The 25,571-nt window shown below is 35.3% G+C and carries 26 protein-coding genes, 1 tRNA gene and 1 pseudogene; 7 read left to right on the top strand and 21 right to left on the bottom strand.

From position 1 onward, the window contains the following. Window positions 1-66: 66 nt before the first annotated feature. On the top strand, window positions 67-348 hold the full coding sequence (locus PT281_RS04485; RefSeq protein ID WP_277129553.1) for an HU family DNA-binding protein: 282 nt from the start codon (window positions 67-69) through the stop codon (window positions 346-348). A gap of 54 nt (window positions 349-402) precedes the next feature. On the opposite strand, the gene PT281_RS04480 is transcribed toward PT281_RS04485, so the two are convergent. The 6 genes from PT281_RS04480 to PT281_RS04455 form a co-directional block, all read right to left on the bottom strand. Beyond that, entirely contained in the window at window positions 403-1,104 is a 702-nt protein-coding gene (locus PT281_RS04480; RefSeq protein ID WP_277152436.1) for a methionine ABC transporter permease, read from the bottom strand. Beyond that, a complete protein-coding gene (locus tag PT281_RS04475; RefSeq protein WP_277152434.1) occupies window positions 1,097-2,158 on the bottom strand; it encodes a methionine ABC transporter ATP-binding protein in 1,062 nt (353 codons plus the stop codon). The genes PT281_RS04480 and PT281_RS04475 overlap by 8 nt, the downstream gene beginning before the upstream one ends. A 16-nt stretch (window positions 2,159-2,174) precedes the next feature. After that, the gene (locus PT281_RS04470; RefSeq protein WP_277152432.1) at window positions 2,175-3,029 is read right to left on the bottom strand and encodes a MetQ/NlpA family ABC transporter substrate-binding protein; all 855 of its coding nucleotides are present in this window, start codon (window positions 3,027-3,029) and stop codon (window positions 2,175-2,177) included. Window positions 3,030-3,044: 15 nt separating this feature from the next. After that, complete coding sequence (locus PT281_RS04465) at window positions 3,045-3,899, bottom strand: MetQ/NlpA family ABC transporter substrate-binding protein (protein WP_277152431.1); 855 nt, start codon at window positions 3,897-3,899, stop codon at window positions 3,045-3,047. Window positions 3,900-4,246: 347 nt separating this feature from the next. Then, on the bottom strand, window positions 4,247-4,438 hold the full coding sequence (locus PT281_RS04460; protein ID WP_277140468.1) for a hypothetical protein: 192 nt from the start codon (window positions 4,436-4,438) through the stop codon (window positions 4,247-4,249). Then, a complete protein-coding gene (locus PT281_RS04455) occupies window positions 4,435-4,950 on the bottom strand; it encodes a dihydrofolate reductase (protein ID WP_277152429.1) in 516 nt (171 codons plus the stop codon). Before PT281_RS04455 ends, PT281_RS04460 begins: the two co-directional genes overlap by 4 nt. Before the next feature lie 201 nt (window positions 4,951-5,151). Between PT281_RS04455 and PT281_RS04450 the strand changes: the two genes are divergently transcribed. Further along, window positions 5,152-5,463, top strand: coding sequence for a TipAS antibiotic-recognition domain-containing protein (locus PT281_RS04450; protein WP_277129546.1), 312 nt, complete (start codon window positions 5,152-5,154; stop codon window positions 5,461-5,463). Between the two features lie 53 nt (window positions 5,464-5,516). Here PT281_RS04450 and pnuC read toward each other — a convergent pair whose 3' ends face one another. Continuing rightward, window positions 5,517-6,230 (bottom strand): nicotinamide riboside transporter PnuC, encoded by a 714-nt coding sequence (pnuC, locus tag PT281_RS04445; RefSeq protein ID WP_277152427.1) that lies wholly within the window; start codon window positions 6,228-6,230, stop codon window positions 5,517-5,519. A 240-nt stretch (window positions 6,231-6,470) separates the two neighbouring features. Here pnuC and PT281_RS04440 point away from each other — a divergent pair. The 3 genes from PT281_RS04440 to PT281_RS04430 all read left to right on the top strand — a co-directional run bounded on the left by PT281_RS04440 (window position 6,471) and on the right by PT281_RS04430 (window position 8,513). Beyond that, a tRNA-Ser gene (locus PT281_RS04440) sits at window positions 6,471-6,560 on the top strand. A 365-nt stretch (window positions 6,561-6,925) separates the two neighbouring features. Continuing rightward, on the top strand, window positions 6,926-7,606 hold the full coding sequence (locus PT281_RS04435; protein WP_277152425.1) for an O-antigen ligase family protein: 681 nt from the start codon (window positions 6,926-6,928) through the stop codon (window positions 7,604-7,606). A 28-nt stretch (window positions 7,607-7,634) separates the two neighbouring features. Then, window positions 7,635-8,513, top strand: coding sequence for a hypothetical protein (locus PT281_RS04430; RefSeq protein WP_277152423.1), 879 nt, complete (start codon window positions 7,635-7,637; stop codon window positions 8,511-8,513). Between the two features lie 137 nt (window positions 8,514-8,650). Here PT281_RS04430 and PT281_RS04425 read toward each other — a convergent pair whose 3' ends face one another. Together PT281_RS04425 and PT281_RS04420 are read right to left on the bottom strand one after the other, a co-directional pair. Continuing rightward, a complete protein-coding gene (locus PT281_RS04425; protein WP_277152422.1) occupies window positions 8,651-8,860 on the bottom strand; it encodes a hypothetical protein in 210 nt (69 codons plus the stop codon). 40 nt (window positions 8,861-8,900) lie between these two features. Further along, the gene (locus PT281_RS04420; RefSeq protein ID WP_277152420.1) at window positions 8,901-9,044 is read right to left on the bottom strand and encodes an AbrB family transcriptional regulator; all 144 of its coding nucleotides are present in this window, start codon (window positions 9,042-9,044) and stop codon (window positions 8,901-8,903) included. Between the two features lie 248 nt (window positions 9,045-9,292). Here PT281_RS04420 and PT281_RS04415 point away from each other — a divergent pair, with 248 nt between their 5' ends. After that, on the top strand, window positions 9,293-9,874 hold the full coding sequence (locus tag PT281_RS04415) for a phosphatase PAP2 family protein (RefSeq protein WP_277152418.1): 582 nt from the start codon (window positions 9,293-9,295) through the stop codon (window positions 9,872-9,874). Window positions 9,875-9,912: 38 nt separating this feature from the next. On the opposite strand, the gene PT281_RS04410 is transcribed toward PT281_RS04415, so the two are convergent. Next, on the bottom strand, window positions 9,913-10,743 hold the full coding sequence (locus PT281_RS04410; protein WP_277152416.1) for a DegV family protein: 831 nt from the start codon (window positions 10,741-10,743) through the stop codon (window positions 9,913-9,915). Between the two features lie 237 nt (window positions 10,744-10,980). Between PT281_RS04410 and eno the strand changes: the two genes are divergently transcribed. Next, a complete protein-coding gene (eno, locus tag PT281_RS04405; RefSeq protein WP_277129537.1) occupies window positions 10,981-12,267 on the top strand; it encodes a phosphopyruvate hydratase in 1,287 nt (428 codons plus the stop codon). 144 nt (window positions 12,268-12,411) lie between these two features. Here eno and PT281_RS04400 read toward each other — a convergent pair whose 3' ends face one another. The 11 genes and pseudogenes from PT281_RS04400 to PT281_RS04350 all read right to left on the bottom strand — a co-directional run bounded on the left by PT281_RS04400 (window position 12,412) and on the right by PT281_RS04350 (window position 25,142). Then, a complete protein-coding gene (locus PT281_RS04400) occupies window positions 12,412-14,220 on the bottom strand; it encodes an FAD-binding protein (protein WP_277152414.1) in 1,809 nt (602 codons plus the stop codon). 283 nt (window positions 14,221-14,503) lie between these two features. Next, window positions 14,504-15,366 (bottom strand): annotated as a pseudogene (locus PT281_RS04395) (GRP family sugar transporter). Between the two features lie 8 nt (window positions 15,367-15,374). Beyond that, complete coding sequence (locus PT281_RS04390; RefSeq protein ID WP_277152413.1) at window positions 15,375-17,990, bottom strand: glycoside hydrolase family 38 C-terminal domain-containing protein; 2,616 nt, start codon at window positions 17,988-17,990, stop codon at window positions 15,375-15,377. 64 nt (window positions 17,991-18,054) lie between these two features. Continuing rightward, window positions 18,055-18,927 carry a fructokinase ScrK gene (gene scrK / locus PT281_RS04385; RefSeq protein WP_277152411.1) on the bottom strand — a complete coding sequence of 291 codons (873 nt, stop codon included), beginning with the start codon at window positions 18,925-18,927 and terminating at the stop codon, window positions 18,055-18,057. A 5-nt stretch (window positions 18,928-18,932) separates the two neighbouring features. Then, window positions 18,933-19,313 (bottom strand): VOC family protein, encoded by a 381-nt coding sequence (locus PT281_RS04380; RefSeq protein WP_277152409.1) that lies wholly within the window; start codon window positions 19,311-19,313, stop codon window positions 18,933-18,935. Between the two features lie 15 nt (window positions 19,314-19,328). Then, a complete protein-coding gene (locus tag PT281_RS04375; RefSeq protein ID WP_277152407.1) occupies window positions 19,329-20,102 on the bottom strand; it encodes a Cof-type HAD-IIB family hydrolase in 774 nt (257 codons plus the stop codon). A 4-nt stretch (window positions 20,103-20,106) separates the two neighbouring features. Further along, window positions 20,107-21,501 carry a glycosyl hydrolase family 32 gene (locus PT281_RS04370; RefSeq protein WP_277152405.1) on the bottom strand — a complete coding sequence of 465 codons (1,395 nt, stop codon included), beginning with the start codon at window positions 21,499-21,501 and terminating at the stop codon, window positions 20,107-20,109. Between the two features lie 15 nt (window positions 21,502-21,516). Then, a complete protein-coding gene (locus tag PT281_RS04365) occupies window positions 21,517-22,563 on the bottom strand; it encodes a PTS fructose transporter subunit IIC (protein ID WP_277152403.1) in 1,047 nt (348 codons plus the stop codon). A gap of 32 nt (window positions 22,564-22,595) precedes the next feature. Continuing rightward, window positions 22,596-22,910, bottom strand: coding sequence for a PTS fructose transporter subunit IIB (locus tag PT281_RS04360; protein WP_277152401.1), 315 nt, complete (start codon window positions 22,908-22,910; stop codon window positions 22,596-22,598). A gap of 11 nt (window positions 22,911-22,921) precedes the next feature. Further along, on the bottom strand, window positions 22,922-23,386 hold the full coding sequence (locus PT281_RS04355) for a PTS sugar transporter subunit IIA (protein ID WP_277152399.1): 465 nt from the start codon (window positions 23,384-23,386) through the stop codon (window positions 22,922-22,924). Beyond that, window positions 23,379-25,142 (bottom strand): PRD domain-containing protein, encoded by a 1,764-nt coding sequence (locus PT281_RS04350; protein ID WP_277152397.1) that lies wholly within the window; start codon window positions 25,140-25,142, stop codon window positions 23,379-23,381. Before PT281_RS04350 ends, PT281_RS04355 begins: the two co-directional genes overlap by 8 nt. Between the last annotated feature and the right edge of the window lie 429 nt (window positions 25,143-25,571).

The following is a 25,571-nucleotide window of genomic DNA, read 5'->3' as shown; positions in this document are numbered from 1 at the left end:
GGCGATTGTTTGCAATCGATTTGTGTTGTCTATTTTATAATTTTTATAGAAAAGAGAAGATACATTATGGCTTCAATTAACAAATCTGAACTTACTAAAGAAGTTGCAGCAAAGACTGGCCTTAAGCAAAAGGAAGCTGAAGAAGTTATTGACGCTTTCATCGGCTCAATCAAGGACAACTTGACTAAGGGTGAAAAGGTTCAAATCATTGGCTTCGGTTCATTTGAAGTTCGTCAACGTGCAGAAAGAAAAGGTAGAAACCCACAAACTGGTAAGACCTTAACTATTCCTGCTACTCAAGTACCTGCATTCAAGCCTGGTAAGGCATTAAAGGATGCAGTTAAATAATCTTTTAACTTAAAATATAAAAGACCAGCAAGCAATCTGCTTGCTGGTCTTTTTTTAACGACTTTGATGATTTAATTTTTTAGCAAAGAAGTCACCAATGATTTGGACAATAAAAATCAAAATAATTACGAGAACTGTTGCCACTAAGGTTACATCGTTATCAAAGCGGTTATAGCCATACGAGATAGCTGTATTCCCTAGTCCACCAGCGCCGATAGCCCCAGCCATCGCAGTTAAGCCAATTAAACTAATAATTGTCACTGTGGACACGCGCACCAATTCCGAACGCGCTTCATTTAAATAAACACTAAAAATGATGTCCGAGATAGTCGCCCCTAGACTCTGAGCAGCTTCAATCTTTCCCTGTGCTACGCTCTCTAAGGCAACCTGCACTTGCCGAGCATAAAACGGAAAGACACCTAAAGTTAACGGTACTAGGGCTGCCTTCATTCCAATTTGGGTACCCACAATCTTTTGCGTTACTGGTGCAATAAACGCCAGCAAAATGATAAACGGAATTGCTCGGAAAATTGAAACTGCTTTATCACAAACGTTAAACCAGAATTTGTTCGGGCGTATGCCATCATCCTTAGTTAAAACGAGAATTACGCCAAAAATAATCCCTAAAATTCCACCAAAGATAGCTGACCAAAAGGTCATAAAAAGTGTTTGCCCAATACTGGTGCCCCAGCCAGCATCCCCATTCCAGCCAAGTTGAACCACATTTGGAAAGACACTACTAAACCAACTACTCATACAAATTCCCCTTTTCATCAAATCTGGTTAATGACACTTGTTGCTTTTGTAAAAAGGCAACTGTTTCCTTTTGTTTTTCACTATCACCCTTAACTAAAACCAATAAAGTCCCAATTGGCTCATCGTCAAGCAGTTCCACATTGCCATACAGCATGCTGACTTCAACGCCAAGTTCTCGATACAGGTCAATGACAATCGACTTGGTCACATTGGCTACACTGTAAACTAATTGATAAATCGCTTCGTCCTCATTCAAGTGATCTAAGTGCAGCATATCTAAAGTATTGATGACTTCAAGTGAGCCACCGACAAAGCTCTTAGTCAACGTGTTTTGCGGGTGCAAAACAACATCACGTAATCTGCCCTTTTCAACAATTCTGCCTTGTTCCATCACTGCTACTTTGTCACAGATTTTTTTAACTGCATCCATTTCGTGCGTGATTAACACAATTGTTAAGTTCAATTCTGCCTTAAGTTTTTTCAATAATGCTAGAATTTGTTGCGTATTCTGTGGGTCCAAAGCACTAGTTGCCTCATCTGAAATTAGAATATCTGGTTCATTGGCAAGGGCGCGCGCAATTGCCACTCGTTGCTGCTGCCCCCCAGATAGTTGAACTGGATAAAAGTTGGCTTTATCTTTTAGATCAACCAAATCTAACAGGTGCAATGATTTTTCTTCAATTTCTTTGTCTTTTAAACCAGAGTGCTTCAAGGCAAAGGAGACATTTTCCAGAACAGTTACCTCATTTAGCAAGTTAAAACTCTGAAAAATCATGCCGATGTTTCTACGTGCTAATTGCAACTGCTTATTTGAAATGATTTGCTTGCCATCCTTAATAAAATCGATACCGTTGACTTGAATGTCACCAGCAGTTGGCTTTTGCAGCAAGTTAATCGTTCTAACCAAGGTAGACTTGCCAGCACCAGAGAAGCCGACAACCCCATAAATGTCCCCTTTTTCAACTTCTAAATTAACATCCTGTACAGCATGAACAACCTTACCCTTTTTATCTGGAAAATCCACATTAACATGCTTTAACTCAATAATACTCATTAATAATCACCCTTTACTAAAACTTGATATCCCAAGCAGGTAGTTCCATTTTCCCAAAATATTTCTTCATTAACTTTTTGGTTTTAACCGTTTGGTATGCCTGCACAACTTCTTGATAATCGCGATTATCTTTTTGACCTTTACGAGCACAAATAATATTCACCCATTTTAACGAATCTTTGTTAAGTGGCTCGACAAAGATTGTCTGCTTCTCTCCAAGTCCTGCTGGTATGGCAAAAGTATTATTAACAATTGCTGCATCAACACTATTAACTACCCGACCACATTGATCGTCACTAACTTCCTTAATTTTTAAATTATGCGGGTTCCTAACAATATCTGCAACTGTTAGTAACGCCTTATTTTTACGTAACTTAATTAAACCCGCATTTTTGAGAACGATTAATGACCGTGATTCATTTGTAGCATCATTTGGTACCGCAATTGTCGCGCCATCTGGTAATTTACTCAGCTTGTGATACTTTTTAGAATAAATTCTGATTGGTGAAACTTGTGTCCGGCCAATAGCAACGACATCACCATGATTGGCCTTGTTCCATTCCTTTAAGAAGGCATAGTGTTGAAAGGAGTTAAGATCAATATCGCCGTTTTTTAATGCCTTATTGGGTTGATTATAATCCGTGAAATTTTTAATCTTAATCGAAACGCCATACTTCTTTTTAGCTAAGGTAGCTGCGTGATCCCAAATATCTTGATCGGATTTGGTAATGCTCACAACTCCAACCGTTACAACATGACTTTGCGATTTTGGCTTATTTAGACCCGGACCAAAACCAAACCAAGCGGCAATAATGATAACTACGGCAATAATTAACCAAATAATAATATTCTTGCGCTTTTTATAACTCATGATAAATGTTCCATTCTATTTTAAAGCAATATCCCAAGCAGCAATCTCCATGTCGCCATAATACTTTTTATATAATTTCTTAGTTTCTTGCGTTTGGTAAGCCTTCACAACATCCTGATAATCCTTGTTATTAGTCTGGCCCTTTTTGGCACAAATAATGTCAATCCATTGCTGCGAATCTTTATTAACCGGCTCAACAAAGATTGTCTGCTTCTTGCCTAGACCTGCTGGTCCAGAAAAGTCATTGTTGACAACCGCGGCATCAACAGAATTAATCACGCGTCCACATTGTTCAGCGCTGATTTCTTTAACTTTTAAGTTACGGTGATTTTGAATAATATCAGAAACCGTAACTAAACTTTTACCCTTACGTAAACCGATTAAGCCGGCATTTTTCAAGACGAATAATGCTCTAGATTCATTAGTTGGGTCATTGGGTACTGCAATCGTTGCGCCGTTAGGTAATTGACTAAGCTTGTGGTACTTCTTTGAGTACAATCTAATTGGAGCGATGTAAGTTTTACCAATTGGTACAACGCCGCCATGATTAGCCTTGTTCCAACTTGCTAAGAATGAATAATGTTGAAAGGCATTCAAATCAATATCACCATTTTTCAAGGCTTTATTTGGCTGATTATAATCAGTGAAATTTTTAATCTGGACAGTAATACCGTATTTTTTCTTGGCGGTTTGCTTAACATGCTGCCAAATATCCTGTTCCGGCTTGCTTTCACCAACTACCCCGACAGTAACCGTATGTGATTTTGAACCATGATTTAAACCTGAACCAAAACCAAACCAAGCGGCAATCAACACAATGACGATAATCAATACGCTAATAATTAGCTTGCGTTGTTTTTTCTTACTCATTAATCCTTACCTCCAAAATTGCAATAAAAAAGCACTCATCCTAAATTAAGGACGAGTGCTCGTGTTACCACCTTTAAATTTATCTATTACTCACGTAATAAATCTCACTAACTATCAAACAATAGCTTGCAAAGATAACGGATGCAACTCCGCCATTAGCTAAATCTCACTAACAGTCATTATTTCAAGCCCATGTTCACTACTATTTAACTGCTGACTCTCACCACAATGCCAACTCTCTTTATCGTTAAGAAAAAATAGTTACTCTGCTTTTCAAGATGTATTAATTATTTAATTGTTTATTAATTTATCATTCAAGTTGATTGCTGTCAACCCCAGAATAAAATTTATTTATTGTTAGTTTTTTTGAAGGCTTTAATTTGGGTCATGTGGTAGCGACCCACACCATAGGTCACAATTGCCATCCCAATGACCTGCCACCAAAAATTATGATTTGTTGCTTCTGCTTGCACAATACTGCCTACTAAGATAACCACACAGATTAGAAGAATAACGCCGGACCAGATAATTTGCTTCATTTTTGAACTTCCTTTCGCAAATAAGTTAGAAAAGCATAAGGATATTTATCTTGTTGATTAGGGACATGACTTACCCTCTTAACTAAATTGAATTGTTGATAATCAATAGCCGTCATCACCGTATCACCAGCAAAAGTGGCATCAATTACTGTTCTTTCAAGACAGTCAACGCGATCTTTTAATGCCGAAAAAACCGAATTGCCACCAATTACACTGATTTGCTCTTGCTGATGAGCAGTCAGCCAATTATTTAATTCAGTAAGTGAATTTACCATCACAACCTGCTTGTTTGCGGCATATTGTGCAATTAATTGTTCATCTTTAGTCAATACAATGTGCAAACGCTGCGGCAGCAAACGTGGTAAACTGGTAAAAGTTTTTCGCCCCATAACTATTGGATGACCAATTGTTAATTCCTTAAAATGTTTCATATCACCAGGTAACTGCCACGGCAAATGCCCATTTAGACCAATTTGACCTTTTTGATCTTCTGCCCATACAAAAGTAATCATTAATTCACCTCTAACTTTATTATACGGCTCAGTTTACTTTAATTGTTCCTTAATGCTTTAACTTTACCAATTTTGTAAATTGCTTAAACTTAATTTTAAACAATTGCGGGGCTTAAATTAGTGGTTAAAAATTAATTCAACCATTCTATCATGCAATATGCTATAGTTAATAAGATAAAATTAGATTGAGGAGTATCAGTAATGACCAAAAAAGACGATCAAAAAACGGTTGAAAATTTTAATAAAATGAAAGTAACTGAAGCTAACCTTGTGCGTGATTTACAAGCTGTCGTTAAAGATCCTGCTAAAGAAGCAGAATTAAGCGATGATATTTTTGCAAATCATAAGTCATGGCTGCAAATTATTATGCCTAATTATTCACCTGAGATGCACTTAGCATTAGTTGACAATTACGAAAAAGAAAGTCGTTACAAGTCATACTACGATGATAAGGCTGGCAAAGGCGCAACCGCAATTTTAGTCAAAGTTGTTAAAGAGCATTTAGCAAAATAAAAGGTGAAGTTCTTCAATTATTGAAGAATTTCACCTTTTTTAGTTTATTAATATTAATGGAACCAGTGCGTATTCCTATCAGTAAACGCAAGCAGGTCGTTACTCATGTATAGAATATACGTAATAAATAGCGTCAGATTAGCATCACCTTGAAAGGCAGTTACCCCCCACAAGATAATTGACATAATTCCTTGAACCGTCCAAAAGTAGTACTGCTCACGAAAACGCAAGGTACATAATAATGATCCAGTTACGCCAATTGATCCAGCAAAAGCATCAATCCATGGCCGTGGACTGATGAAAATTTTCGTATCCATAAAATACAAGGCAGCAGTAACAACGGCAAAGAAAATCAGTGTTAACAGCCATTTAGATGCATTTAATCCGTGAATATGCTTTTCAGCGTCTTTAGCCCATGCAGGTAATAATAAAACCGGCAAATCTAGCAAGACGATATATGAAGCCTGCAAGACAACATCGGCATAATTGCGGGCGTTAATTGCCACGACAATGTAAATTAATGCCGATAACAATCCTAAGACGCCATTTAACGGTTTGGCGTTGGTAATTGCCAATGTACAGGTAAAGCCCATGATTGCCGCAACCATTGTAACCAGTGAAATGGTATTTATCGGCGAACTAACTGTTGTACCAATAATCACGCCAATTCCCAGCATTAACAGCATATACGTCTTAAAACTCCAACCACGCATTTGCTCGACATACCATTTAGGTCTGAAGACATCAGTATTTGGCTGTATTTTCATTATTTCTACTCCTTACATAAAATACGATATTTAGTAAAAACACATGTTGTCTATCATAACATGTGTTTTCATTAAAATAAAATTTTTCAATGATAAAAATGCTTGCAAGATGTCACCACAGATTTTCAAGAATGTTACAAGGAGAGTCCAGGATCCCCTCCAAAAAAATGACCCCAAAATAAAAATTTACAAAATTAATTTGGAAAAATACGACTAATAAGGTATAATATCCTTTGTTGCGGAGAGTTGGCAGAGTGGTAATGCACCGGACTCGAAATCCGGCGAACCAAGTTTTTCCTTGGCGCGCAGGTTCAAATCCTGTACTCTCCTTAAATGTAAAATTATGTTAGCTTTTATACTATAAATTAAAAAAGACAATTCATAATAATGAATTGTCTTTTTTCTACTCAATTTTATTACTTCTACTATCAAAATCATAGATATTTTCATTAATACTAACTGTTCATGATATTTCCGAATTTTCATTGCTTTATTTTCTGTCACTAATTATAATTATTTTTGAATATAAACAAATAGGGAATTCGTTTTTTCCACTTGTTCTTGGTTGCTTTTTAGCAGTAATCTATAAAGCTATAACTCCTAGATTAATTTTCAAGCAAAATTCTAGGCTTGTAGCTTTTTTTCATCTTTTTTCTTTAAACAATTTTTTATCATACTCTTAGGAGGTTTAAAACATGAGTGAAAATGATAACGATAGTAATGCCAATACTTTACCCTGGTATAAAAAAACTTGGGGCCAAAGGTTAATCATCCTAGTTTTAATTTTTATGTTAGGCAGTAATATTTTTGGCACCAATATGTTCTTATTTCTTTTTGGAGTCATTACAGTAATTGGTAGCACTGGTTATTTCTTCTATTCATTAATCAAAAAGAGGAAGCTTAAAACTTCAATAATCACATTTGTTATTGGGTTTGTTCTCTTATCTATTAGTAGTAATATGATGCCAAATAACTCTAGCAGTGATACTCAATCTACACATTCTACTAAAATACACAAACAAAAGAAGGTTCCAACAAAGAAAACTAAAAAGCATAGCGAAATTAAAAAATATAGACATGTTAAAAAAATGTCTACTCATGTGGTAACTAACCTTACTCACCGTAAACGACACAAAACCAGTGATAATCTTAGCAATAATAATCAACAAATTACTTCAGATCAAGATAAACAAGAGAAAAGTAATCTAGAGCCTCAAGAAGGTTATGTTTTTGTAGCCCCAGATCATGGTAAAAGATATCACTTTAATCCAAATTGCTGGGGCTTAAAAAATGCTGATAGTATTATAAAAATGACCCTTGCAGAAGCTAAATCACAAGGCTACACACAGTGCCGAATTAATAATGATACTCCATAATAGTTAATTTACAAAAAGAGAAGTAAAAATGAAACATAAAAAAGAAACAAAACCGTGGTATAAAAGATTCTGGATTTGGTTATTAATTTTTTCTTGCTTGAATGTACTATTTGATGCTTCAACAAGCATCTGGGAGAAATTTGTTATTTGTATTTGCATTGCTTTGCTTATTATTGGAAATACAAATAAAAAAGTATCTACAAATGCTAAAATTGATACTGCTACTCCAGCACAAGATATATCCAAAACAGACAAAAATATTACAGATGAGAATAGACAAACTCAACAAATAGAACAGACAAAAGTTAAAGTAGGGTTTTTGGATAAAATTAAAGAAAAAAGAGAGCAGAAGCGAATCGAAAAAGCTAAAAAGGCTGAAGAATTAAGAATCCAACAACAACAAGCGGAAGAAGAGCGTCAGCGTAATATCATGATTTGGCAAAATGAGGATTTAACGCAGTACGCTTGTAAAGTTAATGGACTAATTTTACGAAAAAATGAATTTTGCTATTTATCAATAGATGAAATAATCATTTGGAGTGAAGATCGCATTCATTCTAGACGTATTAATTATGGTGGTCCTACTGCAACAGTCCATATTGCTAAAGGATTAAATTATCGTTTAGGTTCAATTTCAGCTAGAACTGAAAAGTATAGCGAAATTACTCCTATTTTCAATGGTGCCCTATATCTCACTAATAAGAGAATTTTTTTAGTTAATAACCAAGGAACCAAAGCATTGGTCTTATCAGGAATAGTAAGTGTTAACCCTTATAGTGACGGAACGGAACTATTTCGCCAATCTGGCAAACGCATTTTGCTAACAGGATTTTCAGACGCTACTAAATTCAATATTTATTTGAAAAGAATTTTAAACGATAATTTAACTGAAGATTATGAAGAATAAAAAAGCCTATATACAAAAGCACAATGGCAGTGAAGAATACTTAAAAATGAGTAGTGATGACACACGCCAAAATCATAAGCAGACATGATTAATAATTATTATATTTGCTTGGCAGTAACGTTTCAATTCCAACATGACTAGTATCTATATAAACCTGTATTCTTATGAATATCAACGTAAGATTGCTTTTTAAGTCTTGCTTCTTGCCACAACTTAATCGGATAATATAATTTCTTAATCTTATCTGACTTGTTTTCGTACTGGCTAGTAATTTTAAACACTGTTACATATTTTTGCTTAACAACTAATACCAATGCTGGTAGCAACTTTACTGCTAATATGCTCACCAAAAGGTACATTAGCAATGTATAACTCCCTCGGCTGCATTTAGCCATTAATCATCCAATCATGAAAGTCAGGTGATTTTTTCGCATCGTAGTGTCCTTTTTTATCTATATCAACTTTTTCGGTGGGAATACCTTTAATCAAATCAGCCCACTCTAATGCTGTTGGCATTTTTTTAATAATCAATTTATGTCGCCACCTTGTAAGCCCAGCTTACGCCTTATTTGCTTATTGTGTAAAATGCAATTCAGTCGAATATTAGAAATTAAAATTAGTTTTTACTGCTAAAACATAATCTTCCATTATTACAAAATAGTTACAAGAAGCCTTGATTTCTTAAGTTTTGCTCAAGACCAGTTTTAAACGGTACATGCCGGTCTAAAAATCCTGTTAAAATAACTTTAAGTAAGTATTTCTAGGTAGTGATTTTACATATGCAAACAAGTATTTGGCTGGCGGCGTTGTCCGCTTTTATTCTGCTAATTCTCATTGTTAATATTCGCAATTCACGTCGCTTTAACCTCTTTGATCACTGGCTGCACCATAAGTTAGTCAGAAATCATGATGGCTTCAGCTGGCAAATAATTGCTTTTATCAATGATCCCAAATTAATGGTCGTCTGGGACATTTTACTTGCCAGTTTTCTCATTAATGAAGAACGAAATATCACTGCCCTTTGGGTAATTGCTACGTTGGGCTTTACTGATATTGCTGGCATCTTGTTAAAGCGATGGGTACACCGCAAACGACCAATCGAGCATTCTGATCTAGAAGATGGTTACAGTTTTCCCAGTGGTCATGTTTTAGGAGCAACCTGTATGGTATTAATTATCTTGCAGGTTTTCGGCAATGAACTCACTAACTGGCTAATCATCGCTCTAGGCATAATCTGGTTAATGGTTGTTATTTCGCGTTTAAGCCTTAGGGCACATTATCCTTCTGACATTATTGGGGCAGCTAGCTTAGCAATATTCTGTTTTACAATTTCACAGCAGATACTATTGGCTATCATTTAAAAAGACAAGTTTCAAACCGAAACTTGTCTTTTTTTACTTTATAAATCTTCAAAGCCAATCATTAATCCGCCCTCTTCAGCGTAAAAGGTACATAGACCTTTCATTGAGCGAATAATTACTTGGGCTTGTGGGTACAGCTCCATAATTTTTTCTTTAAGTGTTTTAGCGTCCTTTTCATTCTTGCAGTGGTCAATAATAACTTGACCGCCCTGATATTTCATATCAGTCATCCGCTTAATAACTTCTTTTAAAGCCCGCTTCATCCCCCGAACTTTTGCCAGTGGCTCTAATTTACCCTCATCACTGGCAGTACCAACGAGGTCAATCTTTAACATATGCGCAACTTTGGCAACAGCAGGACTAACCCGACCATTAAGAGATAAATTATGCAATGATTGCAAAATGAATAACAAATGGGTATGTGTTTTGTAATCGTGAATTTTTTGCTCTAAATCAACAAACCGCGATTTACCCGTAACCATTTTCTTAATTTTATTTAAAATAACCGACATTTCTGGACCAGCAGAACGTGTATCGACAACAATTACATGACTGTCAGGATACTTCTTTTCATACATTTCTTTTGCTTGAAATGCCGAAGAAAAGCTCCCACTAAGGCCGCTAGTAATTGTCATTAAGATTGCTCGCTTGCTGCCCTCTAATGCTTCAAGCCATTCATTAATGCTGGGACAAGATGTCTTACCTGCTTCTGTGTTCTTCGCCATCTCAGTGATTAACTGATCGACATCAAGTTGCTCGTTATCAACAAAATCCTGACCAGCAATGGTCATTGTTAGCGGCACTACCTGAAGTGTTTGATCAGTATTTTCATTAGCGCTAGAATCAATTATTAATTTTACTTCTTCCATTTATTTGATACATCCTTAATTAAATACAAAATCATTTATGAATTAAATTGTATAGATAAATAATAAAGCAAAATTGCCAAAAAAGCGATGAAAAATTTTTAATCCAAGAAATCGCTTTCAAATGTTTACAGAATCACAAACTTAGGCTAAAATTTGTCATGTAGATATGGAGCCCTCGCTCCAATTAATGTATGTACACAAAAGTTGTACAACATTTATTATTTAGGAGGTTTTTAGATGTTAAAATCAGTCATTGAAAATGTTCATGCACTGGAAATCTATGATTCACGTGGTAACCCAACTGTTGAGGCTTTTGTTACCCTTTCAAATGGTATCGTAGGCAAGGCTGAAGTTCCATCAGGTGCTTCAACTGGTGAAAACGAAGCCGTTGAATTGCGTGACGGTGGTAAGCGTGTTGGCGGTAAAGGTGTTTCTAAGGCTGTCAACAATGTTAACACTAAAATTGCTAAGGCCTTAAAGGGCTTAGATCCTCACGACCAAGCAAACATTGATCGCGTTATGATCGAATTAGATGGTACTCCAAACAAGGCTAAACTTGGTGCTAATGCTATCTTGGGTGTCTCAATGGCTACTGCCGCTGCTGCTGCCAAAGATAGTCACCAACCACTTTACAGATACCTTGGCGGAACTGATCTTGAAATGCCACAAACTTTCCATAACGTTATTAACGGTGGTGAACACGCTGATAACGGTATCGATGTTCAAGAATTCATGATTACTCCAGTTAAGAAGACTTCATTCCGTGATGGTTTTGAAAAAATTGTTAACACTTACCACACTTTGAAGAAAGTTCTTGAAGACATGGGTTACGAAACTGGTCTCGGCGACGAAGGTGGTTTTGCTCCTAACATGAAGAGTTCAGAAGAAGCTTTGAAGGCTTTGCACGAAGCAATTATCAAGGCTGGCTACAAACCAGGCGAAGATATTGCCATTGCTTGTGACTGTGCTGCTTCATACTTCTACAATAAGGAAGACAATAAGTACCACTTTGAAGGTAAAGTTCTTGACGATCAAGAATTGTCAGATTACTACGACAAGTTGCTTGGTGAATTCCCAGAATTAATCTCAATCGAAGACCCATACGACGAAAACGACGTTGACGGTATGATTAAGTTTACTGAAACTCACAAGGATAGAATTCAAATTGTTTTGGATGACTTTATTTGTACTAACCCTAAGCTTTTAACTAAGGCTATCAAGGAAGGTGCTGGTAATGCTTCATTAATCAAGTTGAACCAAATTGGTACTGTAACTGAAACTTTGGAAACTATTCGTCTTTCACGTAAGAATGGTTACAACACCATGATTTCTCACCGTTCAGGTGAAACTGGCGACACCTTCATCGCTGACTTTGCCGTTGCCGTTAACGGTGGTCAATTGAAGACTGGTGCTCCAGCTCGTTCAGAACGTGTTGAAAAGTACAACCGTTTGCTTGAAATCGAAGAAGAACTCGGTGATGGTGAGCGTCTTGCCTTCTTCCCAGACAATGTCGACGAAGACTAGTATATATAGTTTAAAAATGTCTATGAAAAATTAATTTCTTAGACACAAAAATATAGATCAAGAATTCCTTTTGGAAATATCTTGATCTATTTTTTTGTAAAAAAACTACTGACTATCTTCTGTGCTAATATTTTACCCTTCTACTTATTTAGCCTTACTTAATGCATCTTTAACGGCATCTTTTAAGCCGCGACTTGTGTTTGAAGCGCCTGAAACGGCATCAACATCAACAGAATCTTCTTGAACCATTTTTTGTGGTAATTCTTTGATTGCTTTCAAACCGTAATCATCTGATTCGGCTTGCTTCAAGACTTCAATGTTCTCCAAATCTTTTCCATTTGATGTTGTAACCCGGACAACAATCTCATCGCCCATGCCTAGATTTGACTTACCAATATATTGGTTAGCTGCTGTTGGGAATTCTTCTTGTTGAATATCAGATTTAAGCAAGTCTTTAACGTTTACAGTTTGCTTATCAAAAGCAATAGCTTGCGTACTCTCAGACTTAGGTTTGGCAGCATTTTCACCAGCAATTTTACCAAAAATCAGGCATTCAGCTAAATTACCGCCACCTTGATATTGATTAGCACATATTCCGCCTAGTTCACCAGCAGAATATAGATGTGGAATTGCTTGTCCTTTTGTATCTAAAATTTCTGCACGAGAGTTTCTTCTTGGACCACCTTGAGTATTAAGTACGGTTTGTTCTAACTGAACCGCATAAATTTTTGTTCCTGAAAATGCAAGCATACTTGATGGGTCACGATGAAATTCTGCATCGTTTTGCTTTTGGGCAGCATCATTATATGTATCCAGTGTTATTTGTAAAACAGTTGGCTCAACGCCAATCTTATCAGCCAATTCTGAAACTGAATTTGCAGTAATTACATGCTTTGTATACGGTTCATAGCTACCAATAATTTCATCCTCATCCAATTCTTTTTTCTTAGTTTCGTCAAATATTAAATAAGGATGTTCTTGATTTAGTGGGACTTTCCATTGACCATGATTCTTGATGTGACCATGACGATTAGCTTCATTTTCGTTGAAATATCTTGTTCCATCGTCGCCAACAACAAATACGCTACCTTTAGATACTAATTCATTTTGTGCACCCAGCATCAAACGTCCACGCTCACCACGTTTAATGGCAAAAGCCATGCCGTGAAGTAAGCCCAATGACTCATAATTTGCCATGTGCCACATATCTGCACCAACAGCTTGCGTCATAGTAATTCCTGCGCCTGTATTATAAAGCGTGCCTAATGGTGCTAAATTTTTGGCTCCTAAAAAGTCTTCCAACATTTGCTGGTTATCTTCAAAACCACCTGTTGCCATTACAGCTCCGTTTTTAGCTTGAATTCTAAGTAATTGATGCTTGCGTTCGATGACTACACCAGCAATAGCTTCCGTATCAGGTTCTTGAATCAACTCTTTAGCCGGTGTGTTATAAAGAACAGTAATTTTATCTTGACGCTTAACCACTTGTTGCTTTAAGTTTTGCCATAAAGCAGCATCAAACCATTGCTCATGAACCGTTGTAAAGTCGTAAGATTCTACACCTTCATATTCGGGATACTCTTCGTATGCACTCCGAGTTTGAGGTAAATATTCCCGAACACTGCATGGCTTTACACCTAAATACTTATTAACATATTCCGGCATTTTTGCTATGCCTTTAACAAAGGTGTCAACCATCTCTTCATCGAGTGCCATTGGTGCTGTTAATTTTTGATAGTACTTTTTGGTCTTAGCAAAGTCATTACTTGTACCAATTAACTGTGCTGAGTAACGGGTGTTCCCGCCTTCATGACCTTCTGGTGCAGCATCAACTAGTAATACATTAGCGCCATTATCTGCAGCAAAACGAGCAGCAGTTGCTCCAGCTCCACCAAATCCTAAGACAACAACATCATACGTTGCATCCCATGCAATATTTTTTGTGTATTTCATAATTTTAACCTCTTATATGTAATCGCTTACGCTTATTATGCTAATAATATCACAAGTAACTAATTTAGACTATCTGTCCCAAAAATTTAGGCTTGCTTAAATACTTAGTAGCTGCCTCACAACTAACTAATTTGTAAATAGTATCTTGAATTAATAAATACTAGAAAATAAAAGAACAATGAACTGAAAGCCCACTGTTCTTTGTGCAATTAAATTAAAATACATTTTTAGCTATTATACTTTATAACCAACCAGAATTAGCCACACAATTTTTACTTTAATCTCAAAAAGTTGTTAGTATTGCACCACCAATAATTAAAGCAAGCCCAATAGCTATATAGATTGTCTCTTTTGGTGTCTTATGTTCATGCAAAAAGATAATCCCACCAATAATAGCTACAACAACACACAGCTGAGAAATAATAAATGAAAGGTTAATACCATTCTGCTGAACAGAAATAATATAACTTAACTCTGCAATTCCATATGATATACCTCCAGGTATTGTCTGATAGCTTTTAACTTGTTTAAAAGCACTAAATTGCCCACAAAAAATAGTATAAATAGCAGCTCCTAGAGCAATACCGACGGCTTGTCCAAAAAAATCAAGAAGACAGAACCAGTCATTGCTTTAGGAATCGAATCTGAAATAACATAACCCCAAGTTGTGATTGCCAAAATAATAACTACCCTTAACAAATCATTTTTACGATCACTATTATTTGTCCGGCTAGACATTTGTAAAGTACAAATAACCCCAAATATCAATAAGATAATACCAATTACACCAAATACTTTACTAGTTAAATCAGGCCATTCACCAAAAATAATTGTTCCAACTATTGGTACCCCAATCAACTGAAAAGAAGTTAAAATCGGCATTGCCGTTGAAATTCCTACCCTTTTAAAACTGACGTATTGGCCTAGTTGGCCAACCGCCCACAATACACCAGCAATAACTGCCAACCAAAAGGTTCCGACATCAAACTCCGGTTTAAAAATTAGCCATGAAAATAAAGCTGGAATTAAGGTTCCCAATCCTGTGCCAATAATTTGATTGCAAACACTACTATTTTTTACGCCTGACGTTAACAGAGGAATTGCTCCCCACCCAAAAACTGGAATTAGCAAAAGTATATATTTCATTTAATCATTCATTCTAGCGGTAAGATCACCGAAATTAGATCATATGGCCCAATTTTTCGTTCATCAATCGCATTTTCTAATGCATTAACAATTTTGCCCTTTTTTAACAATACTTCTGGGATCGAAATCGGCCGATTAGTTAAATTTTCTAACCGGATAACATAACTTCTTTCTTCAGAAAGAGCTGGGTAAATTGCTGCAACTCTAATTTTTTCAGGCAAATTTATTAATTCTAATTGATCATCAATTTGAGGATTATTTTCAGTAGACCAAATCTTATTATCAAGTCGATTAATAAACATATTCAATGTTTGTGCTTGATAAGAAATGTTTGCTGCCAACCAAGAAGCTGTTAGCTGATTATTTTGACTTTCATTAAAATCAGTATCAAACAAACCAAAGCAAAATTCAAATTCATTACGACCCAATTCTTGTGCTGATAAAGTTGGCATCATAATATGCCCCTGACTTGTTGTATCACCAGAAGCACGACCTGGGCGCCAAGTTAAGTTAGGTTTACCTAGTTCACCTGTTGTTGCCATTAAAGTTATGAATAACTGATTGTTTCGATATTCATATTCTTTTTGGCCAGCTCCCCAAAAGGTAAAATGACGACCATTTTCTCTTAAAGTTACTGATTTTGTGAAATTATAAAGATTGACTGGTTTTTCAACAAATTCTTTATTCCAATCTTTAGCAATCTTATGATTTGTAGTTGTTATGTATCCAGCTTGAATTTGTGCTCTAACCTCCTGCGTATTAATTAGAGGATTAAAGCGTAGTCTTAAACGATGAGAATTAACATGGTTGTTTAATACCAATTTTGCACAAATTTGTCCTAAATTATTAAAAGTAAAATTGAGAATATAGTCAAGCTTACCATAGTGGGGCTTATCTACATCATAATCATTTAAATTTAATGGTAAACTAGCACTGCCTCTAATTATCATCACGTCATGGTGTAAACTGTGCCTGATTGCCACATTTTCTAAAGGTAATCTTTGTTCAGTAAAATCACGATATGGTGAAAAGTCATAAGTATCACCATCATTTGGCTGATCAACCAAAGAAATAATATTCATATACTTTTTCTTTGGCGTTAACAAATTAATTTGACCATTAACAAATTGCAGCTTTTGCTTTTTAAATGAAATTTCACCGCTACTTTTAATTTGTGAAGATGTTATTTCTGCCAGTGCTTTATCTGTGTTATGAATTTTTATTACTTTATAACCTAATCCTGGTAAATCAACTCGTCCTTTAATTTTGAGTTTATAATATCCCGGCTCATCAGTATAATCTTCACCATGAGGCGTTTGCATTAAAATATGTTTTCTTGGCGCAATGTATTTTTCACTAATAATTTCATTATCAACCATACCTTCTAGCTGAATATTCTTTGTTGGTACCACAATCTCAATTTCTTTATACCCAGAAAAGCGGTGTGGGTCAGTATTAAAAATCAGAACCTGATAAGCTGTTAATTTCAGATATTGAGCTATCTTCTTTTTAATCATGTTTTCAATACCATCAGTCAACTCATTTACTTCTTTATAACGGTGCCAAATGTCTTTCGCAGCACTTTCAGAAACACTACCACCTAAAGAATCGTGTGGCTGACATTTTAATAGTTTTTGCCATGCTTTTTCTAATAAACCATTACCAATATTTATACCAACCTTTTTACCAATAACACATAATGGTTCAACCCGAGTTAAAAGCTTTTGTTCTAGTTTAAAATTAGCACGTTTAAATTTACTACGTACTGAACCAATTGACCGATGAACTCGTGAATAAGTCGGTAATCTTAATTCTCCTTGATAATCAGGTAAGGCTGCTTTCTTTTTTCTCATTAAAGCTACAAACTCTGGATATGAACTGATTTTAGTATGATAATTACTTTTTGCATTAAGCGCTAAAACCGTCTGTGCCATATTTTTTACAATATTCATCTGATCAATTCCTGATGGTACCAAGACATCTTCGTGATTGCCATGTTCAGCTTCAAACTTAACAGCTGGGTCATACCTTTGCGTCACAAATTCATTCAGCTTTTTCTTAGCTTCTGGCGTAATCTGACCTGTAAAGTAGCCAAATGGAAAATTAAGTGCTATCACTTCCTTACCACTTAAACCACGCCACCTAAAATAAACAGAGTTTGTCTGCCTCTTAAAATTAGTACCTCGCCAAAATACAAAGCTATCAATTCCTACCTGATGTAAAAGGGTTGGCATTTGTGCATTAAAACCAAATGAATCTGGTAAATAACCTACCATCATTGGCCTGCCATAATTCTTTTGTGTATCTTTAATTCCAATTACTAAATTACGAATAATAGATTCTGCTTGCGGCATTAATGCATCTGTTTGGGTATACCACGGTCCGACAAATAAGCGACCTTCATCAACTAATTTATTAATTCTTTGTTTTGCCTCAGGATGAATTGCCACATATTCATCAACAATTGACACTTGGCCATCTAAACAAAAATTGGCTTCATGGTTTTTTTCTAACTCATCTAAGACCTCTGTAAAGAGCTGTTCTCCTAAAACCTGCTCATCCATAATTGAGAAATACCATTCACGATCCCAGTGAGTATGATTTACTAAATAAGCTTTAACCATCATTTCCTCCATTTAAAAAAGGAATGCTTAATTAATAACTGATAATTAAACATCCCTTTTTACTCTATTGTTTTAATAAATTTTTTGCTAAGGCAAAGTTACCAACTGTTGCTGAACCATTATCAGCAATTGCTGGCATCACAATATACTTGTCAACCTGTGGAACATTAACGTAATTATTCAGCATTTTACTAAAATCACGTCTAACTTTCTTTAAAAAATCTTCACTAACAACGCCGCCGCCAAAAACAATTTTATCAGGTCGTAAAATCAACGTAACCTGCAAAGCTGCTTGAGCAATGTAATAGCTCATAATATCCCAAACATGATTATCAAGTGGGACTTGTGCTCCAAGTTTGTGTAGTCTTGCTTCAAAAGTAGGTCCTGAGACCAAACCTTCTAAACAATCATGATGAAATGGACAAACACCTGTAAAATCTAAATCATCAGGGTGACGCTTTAATAAAACATGTCCCATCTCAGGATGCCCTTGCGACCCAATTAAATGTCCATTGATTAACGCACCACCGCCAACTCCAGTACCAATAGTGTAATAAATAAGTGAATCAATATCTTCGTTTGATAAAAGTGACATCACATATTCTCCATAAGCCGAGCCATTAACATCAGTAGTGAAAAATATTGGCACATTAATTTGTTCTTTTAAAAAGCCAACAAAATTAGTATTTTGCCATCCTTTTTTAGGAGTATCAGTAATATAACCGTAATTATTTGCTTGCTTACGAATCTCAATTGGTCCAAACGAAGCAATACCAATTGCTTTAATTGCAAACTGTTTAAAATAATCTGCAACTTTTTGCAAAGTTTCTTTTGGTGTTGTCGTTGGTATTCTAACTGAATCTTTGATTTGATAGCTTTCATTGCCAACAGCACAAACAAATTTAGTACCGCCAGCTTCAATTGAACCTAATAACATTTTCTTTACTTCTTATTTCTTTGACAAACTTCGATTACCTCGTGATTCGGACCATAAAAGTTAAAATAACTAATACCATGTTCCCAAAAAGGTAAGTGCATAATTTGTTGATCAATTAGCTTAAAGCCAGCTGCTTTAATTTGTGCAAATGCTGCAATAACATCATCTGTATCCAAAGCATAGTGGTTAATTGCGCCATTTACTGGATTAGCTACCGTTTCCCAAACTTCAAGCATCAGGTTACCCAATTGAAAAAATCCAGTTTGGCTACCATTATTGTCTTCTTGATTGATCAGCTCAAAACCAATTTTTTTATAGTCTCTAACACTTTTAGCAAAATCATTAGTTGGAATGCCAACGTGCGAAACGCCTTTAAATATGCTCATTAATATACCTCCTTTTTAAATTAGTCGTAATTTCTCTAAAGCTTTAACAATCCCTAAGTTATCATTTGTATCTGTAACATAGGTAGCTGCATCTTTAATTGCTTGATTACCATTAGCCATTGCAATTCCGCAATCAACAACGTCAAACATTGTCAAATCATTGTTACCATCACCAAAGGCATAGGTTGGCACAGAAAGATGCTCTTGTTTTAATAATCTTAAAATTCCTTGACCTTTAGAATTATTTTGTAAAACTGTGTCAATTGATTGCGGACCAGTAATCATAAAACGTAGTTCAGGAAAGAGTTTGCCATATTCAGTATCTGCATGATGAGCAATTACCAAAATTTGGTTAACCGGATTATTTTGATAAAAATCAGGTTTAACTTGTGGAAATGGTGATGAAATATTTTGATAAAATTTACGTGAAAGTGGCTGATCATCGGATAATGCAATCTGTTTATAATTATAAAAGCCGATAATATCATTTCTGCTTTGCGCATATGCTAATACTTTTTGACAAATAGTACCGGGAATCGTTAAGTTATATGCTACTTGACCATTAAACTCACCATATTGACCATTAGTCGCAATTAGCGAATCAATTTGACATTCTTTCATGAAATGCCGTACTTCAAATGCAGCACGACCAGTGCAAATTACTGGAATATTGCCATTGGCTTTTAATTGACGTACGGCCTGACTAACCTCTGGTAAAATTGTAGTTTTGCTAGATAATAAAGTACCATCCATATCAAAAAAGACTAGGGATTTAATCTTTTCTGCCATTAGCTTACTTTCTTAACTCAATATTCTTAAATTCAACTTTACCATTAGCAGCGGCAACAGCTAGGTTATCACCAAATTTTTGATAACCACGTGCAATCAAACTAATGCCATTGGCTACCAAGATAAAAATGTCGTTATCTACCATTAGCTTGATATGCATTTTCTTAAAATTAGTCTCTGGAAGTGGTCTATCCAGACCTTTATTCATCATTTGGAACCATGGCCACTCTGGGCTCTTATCAAAAATCAGCCGCTGATCATCTTTAGTTAATAAATATTGGTAAGATTCATCTGTTTTAAGATTCTTAAACAATCTTACTGCGACATCACTTGCTTTATCCGAACATTCAACGTCCATATCTAAAACAAAATGACGGCCTACATCATGAGCAATAACTTTTTCGGTTCTACCAGCTGAATTTTCAAGTGTAAAATCAGAAATTTTAGTTTTAGTAGTAAACTGTTCAGTTAATTCATCTGGGAGTTTAGTAGCAAGTGTACCATCTTCTCTTTGAACAAGTTCTAATGGTACATAGGTACCGCCCCATTCCCAGTTGACCATATCGCCCTGACCCTTTTCACGAGTTGGTACCCAGCCAAATAGCACTCGTCTTTGACCATCAAAAGCAGTTCTTGCAGCATAATAGGCACGACCATCAAAGGCATCATCTCTAGGTTTAATCCAAGGACCATTAATGTTCTTACTCATGCGGTAACGAGTTTTACTTTGCTCACTATACTCAGTATATAGTAAGTACCACCAATCACCCATCTTAAATAAATCAGGCATTTCAAGACCCGTATATAAATTAGGAGCATAGAAATCGCCTTTAAAATCCCAATTCTTCAAATCTTTTGATGTAAATGAAACAATTCGCCCTGTTAATTTAGATTTAGGACCTGCTAATCTAGTTCCCAAAATTAATAGGTACTCTTGTTTATCACTATCCCAAATGACCCATGGATCACGCCAATCTGTTTTATCATAACCTTTTTGAGCAGGCAGTAATAATTTGTCAACATTTTTTTGAAAATGCTCATAGTCTGTACTAATTCCATGAAGCAAAACTTGCGACGCACGACCTTCTTGTTCAGCTTTCTTATTATAACCAGTATAAAAGGCCTGAATTTTCCCTTGAGCTTCAAAAACAGAACCCGCATAAATCCATTGCGCAGGATCTTCTGCATCTCCAGCAGGAATTGCATCACCATGATCTTCATAATTAACAAAATCTGTTGTGGTTGACAGTGACCAACCAAACGGTTCATCATTATCAGTCAATGGTCCTGGCTTACGGGGATCACGTTGGTGATACAAATAAAATTTACCATCTTTGCCAAAAGGCATGATGTCACCCATCCACTTATCTTTTTCAGGTTTATAAAATACTTTATACATTTTTCTCTCCTATAATTAAGCAGCTGCCTCTGCGGCAACTTTTTTATCTCGATGCATTAATTTTTTAAGTAAATTACATAGTAATGCTCCAACAACTACACCAACCACAATTGATAAGCAGTATAATAAAATATTTGAATCAAATGGTGCTGCCATAAATGTAGATAAAGCTGTCTTTTGTGTTGTACCAAAGAATGCATTCAGTGCACTAGCTAATCCTGAACCAATCATACAACTTGGAATTACGGCTATTGGATCAGAAACAGCAAAAGGAATTGCGCCTTCAGTAGTAGCAATAATACCCATGATCAAAGCAGTGGTTGAGTTTTCTTTTTCATCTTGACTGTAATACTTTTTACCAATAAAACTAGCTAACGCCATGATTAGAGGAGGAATACCAATAGCAATAAAGCATGCAGTACTAATTGCGTAACCACCAGAAGTATATGAAGCCATACTAAACGTATAAGCAACCTTGTTGATTGGTCCACCCATATCTGTTGCCATCATCGCACCGATAATTGCAGCAACTAAGACTTTGTTAGAACCACTGATACTTGCTAACCATGAAGTTAAGCCATTTTGCATTGCTCTAACAGGATCACTAAAGACGTAGAAAATTACCAAACCACCAATTAGTACAGAGGCTAAAGGAATAACAAAAATTGACTTTAATGAAATCAGACTCATTGGCATTGGCAACTTTTTAAGCCAATAAACAAGATAACCAATTAAAACACCAACAACCATTCCACCAATAAAGCCCATGCCCAACTTATTAGCAACTAGTCCAACAATAAAGGCTGGTGCTAATCCTGGTCGATCAGCAATCGAATATGAAATATACGCAGCAATCATGACTGGAATAAAGCCCAAACCTTGTTGACCAATCATCCGTAAAATACCCCAAATATTGCTTGTTTGGTTCCATACGCCATTACCACCACCGACAACAGCAATCGAAACGATTAATCCAGATGCCGAAACAAGAGGAATCATGTACGAAACTCCTGTTTGGAAGTGATCGACTAATTCTTTAAAGAATTGTTTTACCTTATCCATAAAACAAACTCACCTTTCTAAAAAAATTTCAATTAATCACCAAGTAGCTCATGAGCTTTAGCAATTGCCTTACTGCCATCTTTTACTACTTCAGAAGTACCCATCTTAAGAATTTTTTTACCTTCAAAACGGTCTTGCTCGCGAACGTTAGTGTCAACTGCAAAAATCACAGCATCAGCTTCCGCGATATCCTTTGCGGTTAGCTTATTTTCAAAACCCATTGCGCCTTGCGTCTCAACTTTAATCTGATCACCGTTTTTCTTGGCATACTTCTTCAAGTTTTGTGCTGCCATATAAGTGTGGGCTACTCCGGCGATACATGCTGTTACTGCTACAAATTTACTCATAATAATTTCTCCTAATCTTCTAATTTCTTAAAAATATTTACTAATTTATCTGGATCATTTTCTGCCTTAATTTGGGCAACAAAATCATCATCCATTAACTTTCCGGCAACTGTTGCTAGCATCTTCAAATGCTCTTTTCCGCTATCCTTATCACGTGCAGCCATTAAGAAAATAATTGATACCTTACTGCCATCAAGTGAATTCCACTCAAGTGGCTTGGTTGTTTTAGCAAACACTAGCGAAGCCACATTAACTGTTTCACTTTTTCCATGAGGAATAGCAATATTATTGCCGATGCCTGTTGTCGTCAAGCTTTCTCGATACAGAACATCGTCCTTAAATTTAGTTGCATCACTTACAATGCCGTTCTCTTCCATGACGGCCGCTAATTTAGTTATTGCATCCTCCTTAGAAGAAGCATCTAAACCAATGACAATGTTGCCTTTTGAAATAAAACTCGTCTCTTTTTTAGTCAATCTCTTCATCTCCTATCGTAGTAATAACATCTGTTTCTTTTGTTAACCGACTCAATTTACGCAACATCTTTTTATCCTCCAAAATTGCATTAAAGTAGCTATAAATTTCGTTAATTGAACTTTTTACGCTTTTGTTCATTGCCATGAAAAAGACAAGATTAACTTTGCCTTCGCCCCAATCAACACCACTCGAATTAATATAAATAGCAATACAAGAAGACTTAACATACTTAATAGGGGCATGTGGCATTGCAACAAGTTCCATTTTTGTACTAGCAAGCTCTTCTCGCTTAATCGCTGCTTTTTCAATTCCAGGAAATACATAGTCTTGCTTTTGTAATACATCACAAATTTTATGAATTGCTTGGTTACGTTTAATATGTTGATGATCAATCATAATTAATTCTGGTCTAACTAACTTCATAAATTCATTCTCGTCTTTTTTAAACTTAGTTAAATTATCAATTACTTGCTGGATCTTTCCTTTTGATTGTTCATCTAAAAATGGTGGTACAAATACAACTTTTTTGTGAGCTATATTTATATCAACTGTACTAATGACCAAATCTTCTGTAACAGGTGTATTCATCAGCTCCGATATTGAAACTACACGATTAATTTTGATTGTGTCAGGAAAATATTTTTCTATTCTCTGTTTGAGAAGTCGAGCCGTTCCCAAGCCTGTACTACAAGCAATAACTGCAATTACCTTGTTATTTTGTTCACGTCTTTCAATATAACTTTCTAAATGCAGAGCAATATATGCAATTTCATCATCATTAACATGAACTGAAAAGAATTTTTCTATCTCTATACTTAAATCCACTGCTTTGTTATAAACATAAGCAAAATTTCTTTTGATGCTATCTTTATATGGATTCTTAATACTTAATCCTAATGTAAAGCGGTGCAGTGCAGGAATTAAGTGTAGAGTCAGATTGTTAATTAGAGTTTCATCGTAGCTTGACAACTTGTTACGTAAAAAGCTATCAATAACATTATTTTGAGAATCTGTTACATTATTTTTTAAATTGGAATATTTCCGACTGTTAGGCTCAGCTGCTAAGATATGAATATTGATGTATCTTTGTTCAGCCTCAGGTATTATCAATTGAAACTTTTCTTCCAAAAGCCTAGTTAAAATCTGAGTATTTGGAGACATAGAATGAGCTGTAAAATTATCATTTTGTTGAATAATTTCACCATTTTTAATTCTCTGAATAGCAATCACTAGATGAATTTCTAAAGATTGAAATTGATAGTCATTCAAAGTTATCAAACTATTTTTTTGAAATTGAGTAAGTGTCTGTCCAACTCCAGAAAAAATAGCTTGATCAAAAATTGACTTCAACTCTTTAGGTACATTGATCACCATTTCTGAATTAACTTGACCATTAATACTTAGGTTATCACCCCAATAAAATCCTAAAAGCAAAGTCATTAGCTTTCGCTTGGTACTTTCAGAAGCTTGAATAAAAATTCCATGCTCACCACTTTTTAAGCTTGCACCTTGTTGGTTAAACCAACTTTTAACTTCCTTAAGATAAAGTTCAATTGTTGTTCTACTAACATAATATTTATCAGACAACTCTTGAATGGTTATAGGCTGCTCGTCTGTTAGCAATTCAGAAATAATTCCTAATCTTATTTCTTTTGGATTTTCCTGACTAGATATCAAGTTACCCTTTTGTAAAGAAGAAAAAAGATAATCAGTATCGCCTTCAAAATAAATTCCGTAACTTCGTTTTCTAATCAATTTGACATGATATTTTTCAACCTCGTCAGCAATTTCTTTAAGATACTTATTAATTGTTCCCCTAGACACACCAATATTATGTTCAATATTTTCATAGTGCGTTACTCCATCAATTAATATTTGCTTAACAATTTTTACTTCTTTATCGTTGATATGATCGCCTTCTTTCTTTTTATCTTGAATACGCTTTCAATTATAACTGTGATAAATCAATAACGATACAGAACAAAATATACTTTCAATAGTATAATTCATTAGTTCACTCCAAAATTAAGATATTTATATGCATCACACTGTTAAGTCAGATCATTAACTTAATTTATTTTCAAAATTAATTAAGTTAGTAAAGTTATTACTTAATCAAGACTTTTTAATCCTTTTTTCTTTATATTGCTTTAAAAAAGAATATAATCAGATATAATAAAAACA

Source organism: Lactobacillus sp. ESL0701, assembly GCF_029433445.1.
Classification (GTDB): Bacteria; Bacillota; Bacilli; order Lactobacillales; family Lactobacillaceae; genus Lactobacillus.
This window is presented reverse-complemented; position numbering and strand designations above follow the sequence as displayed.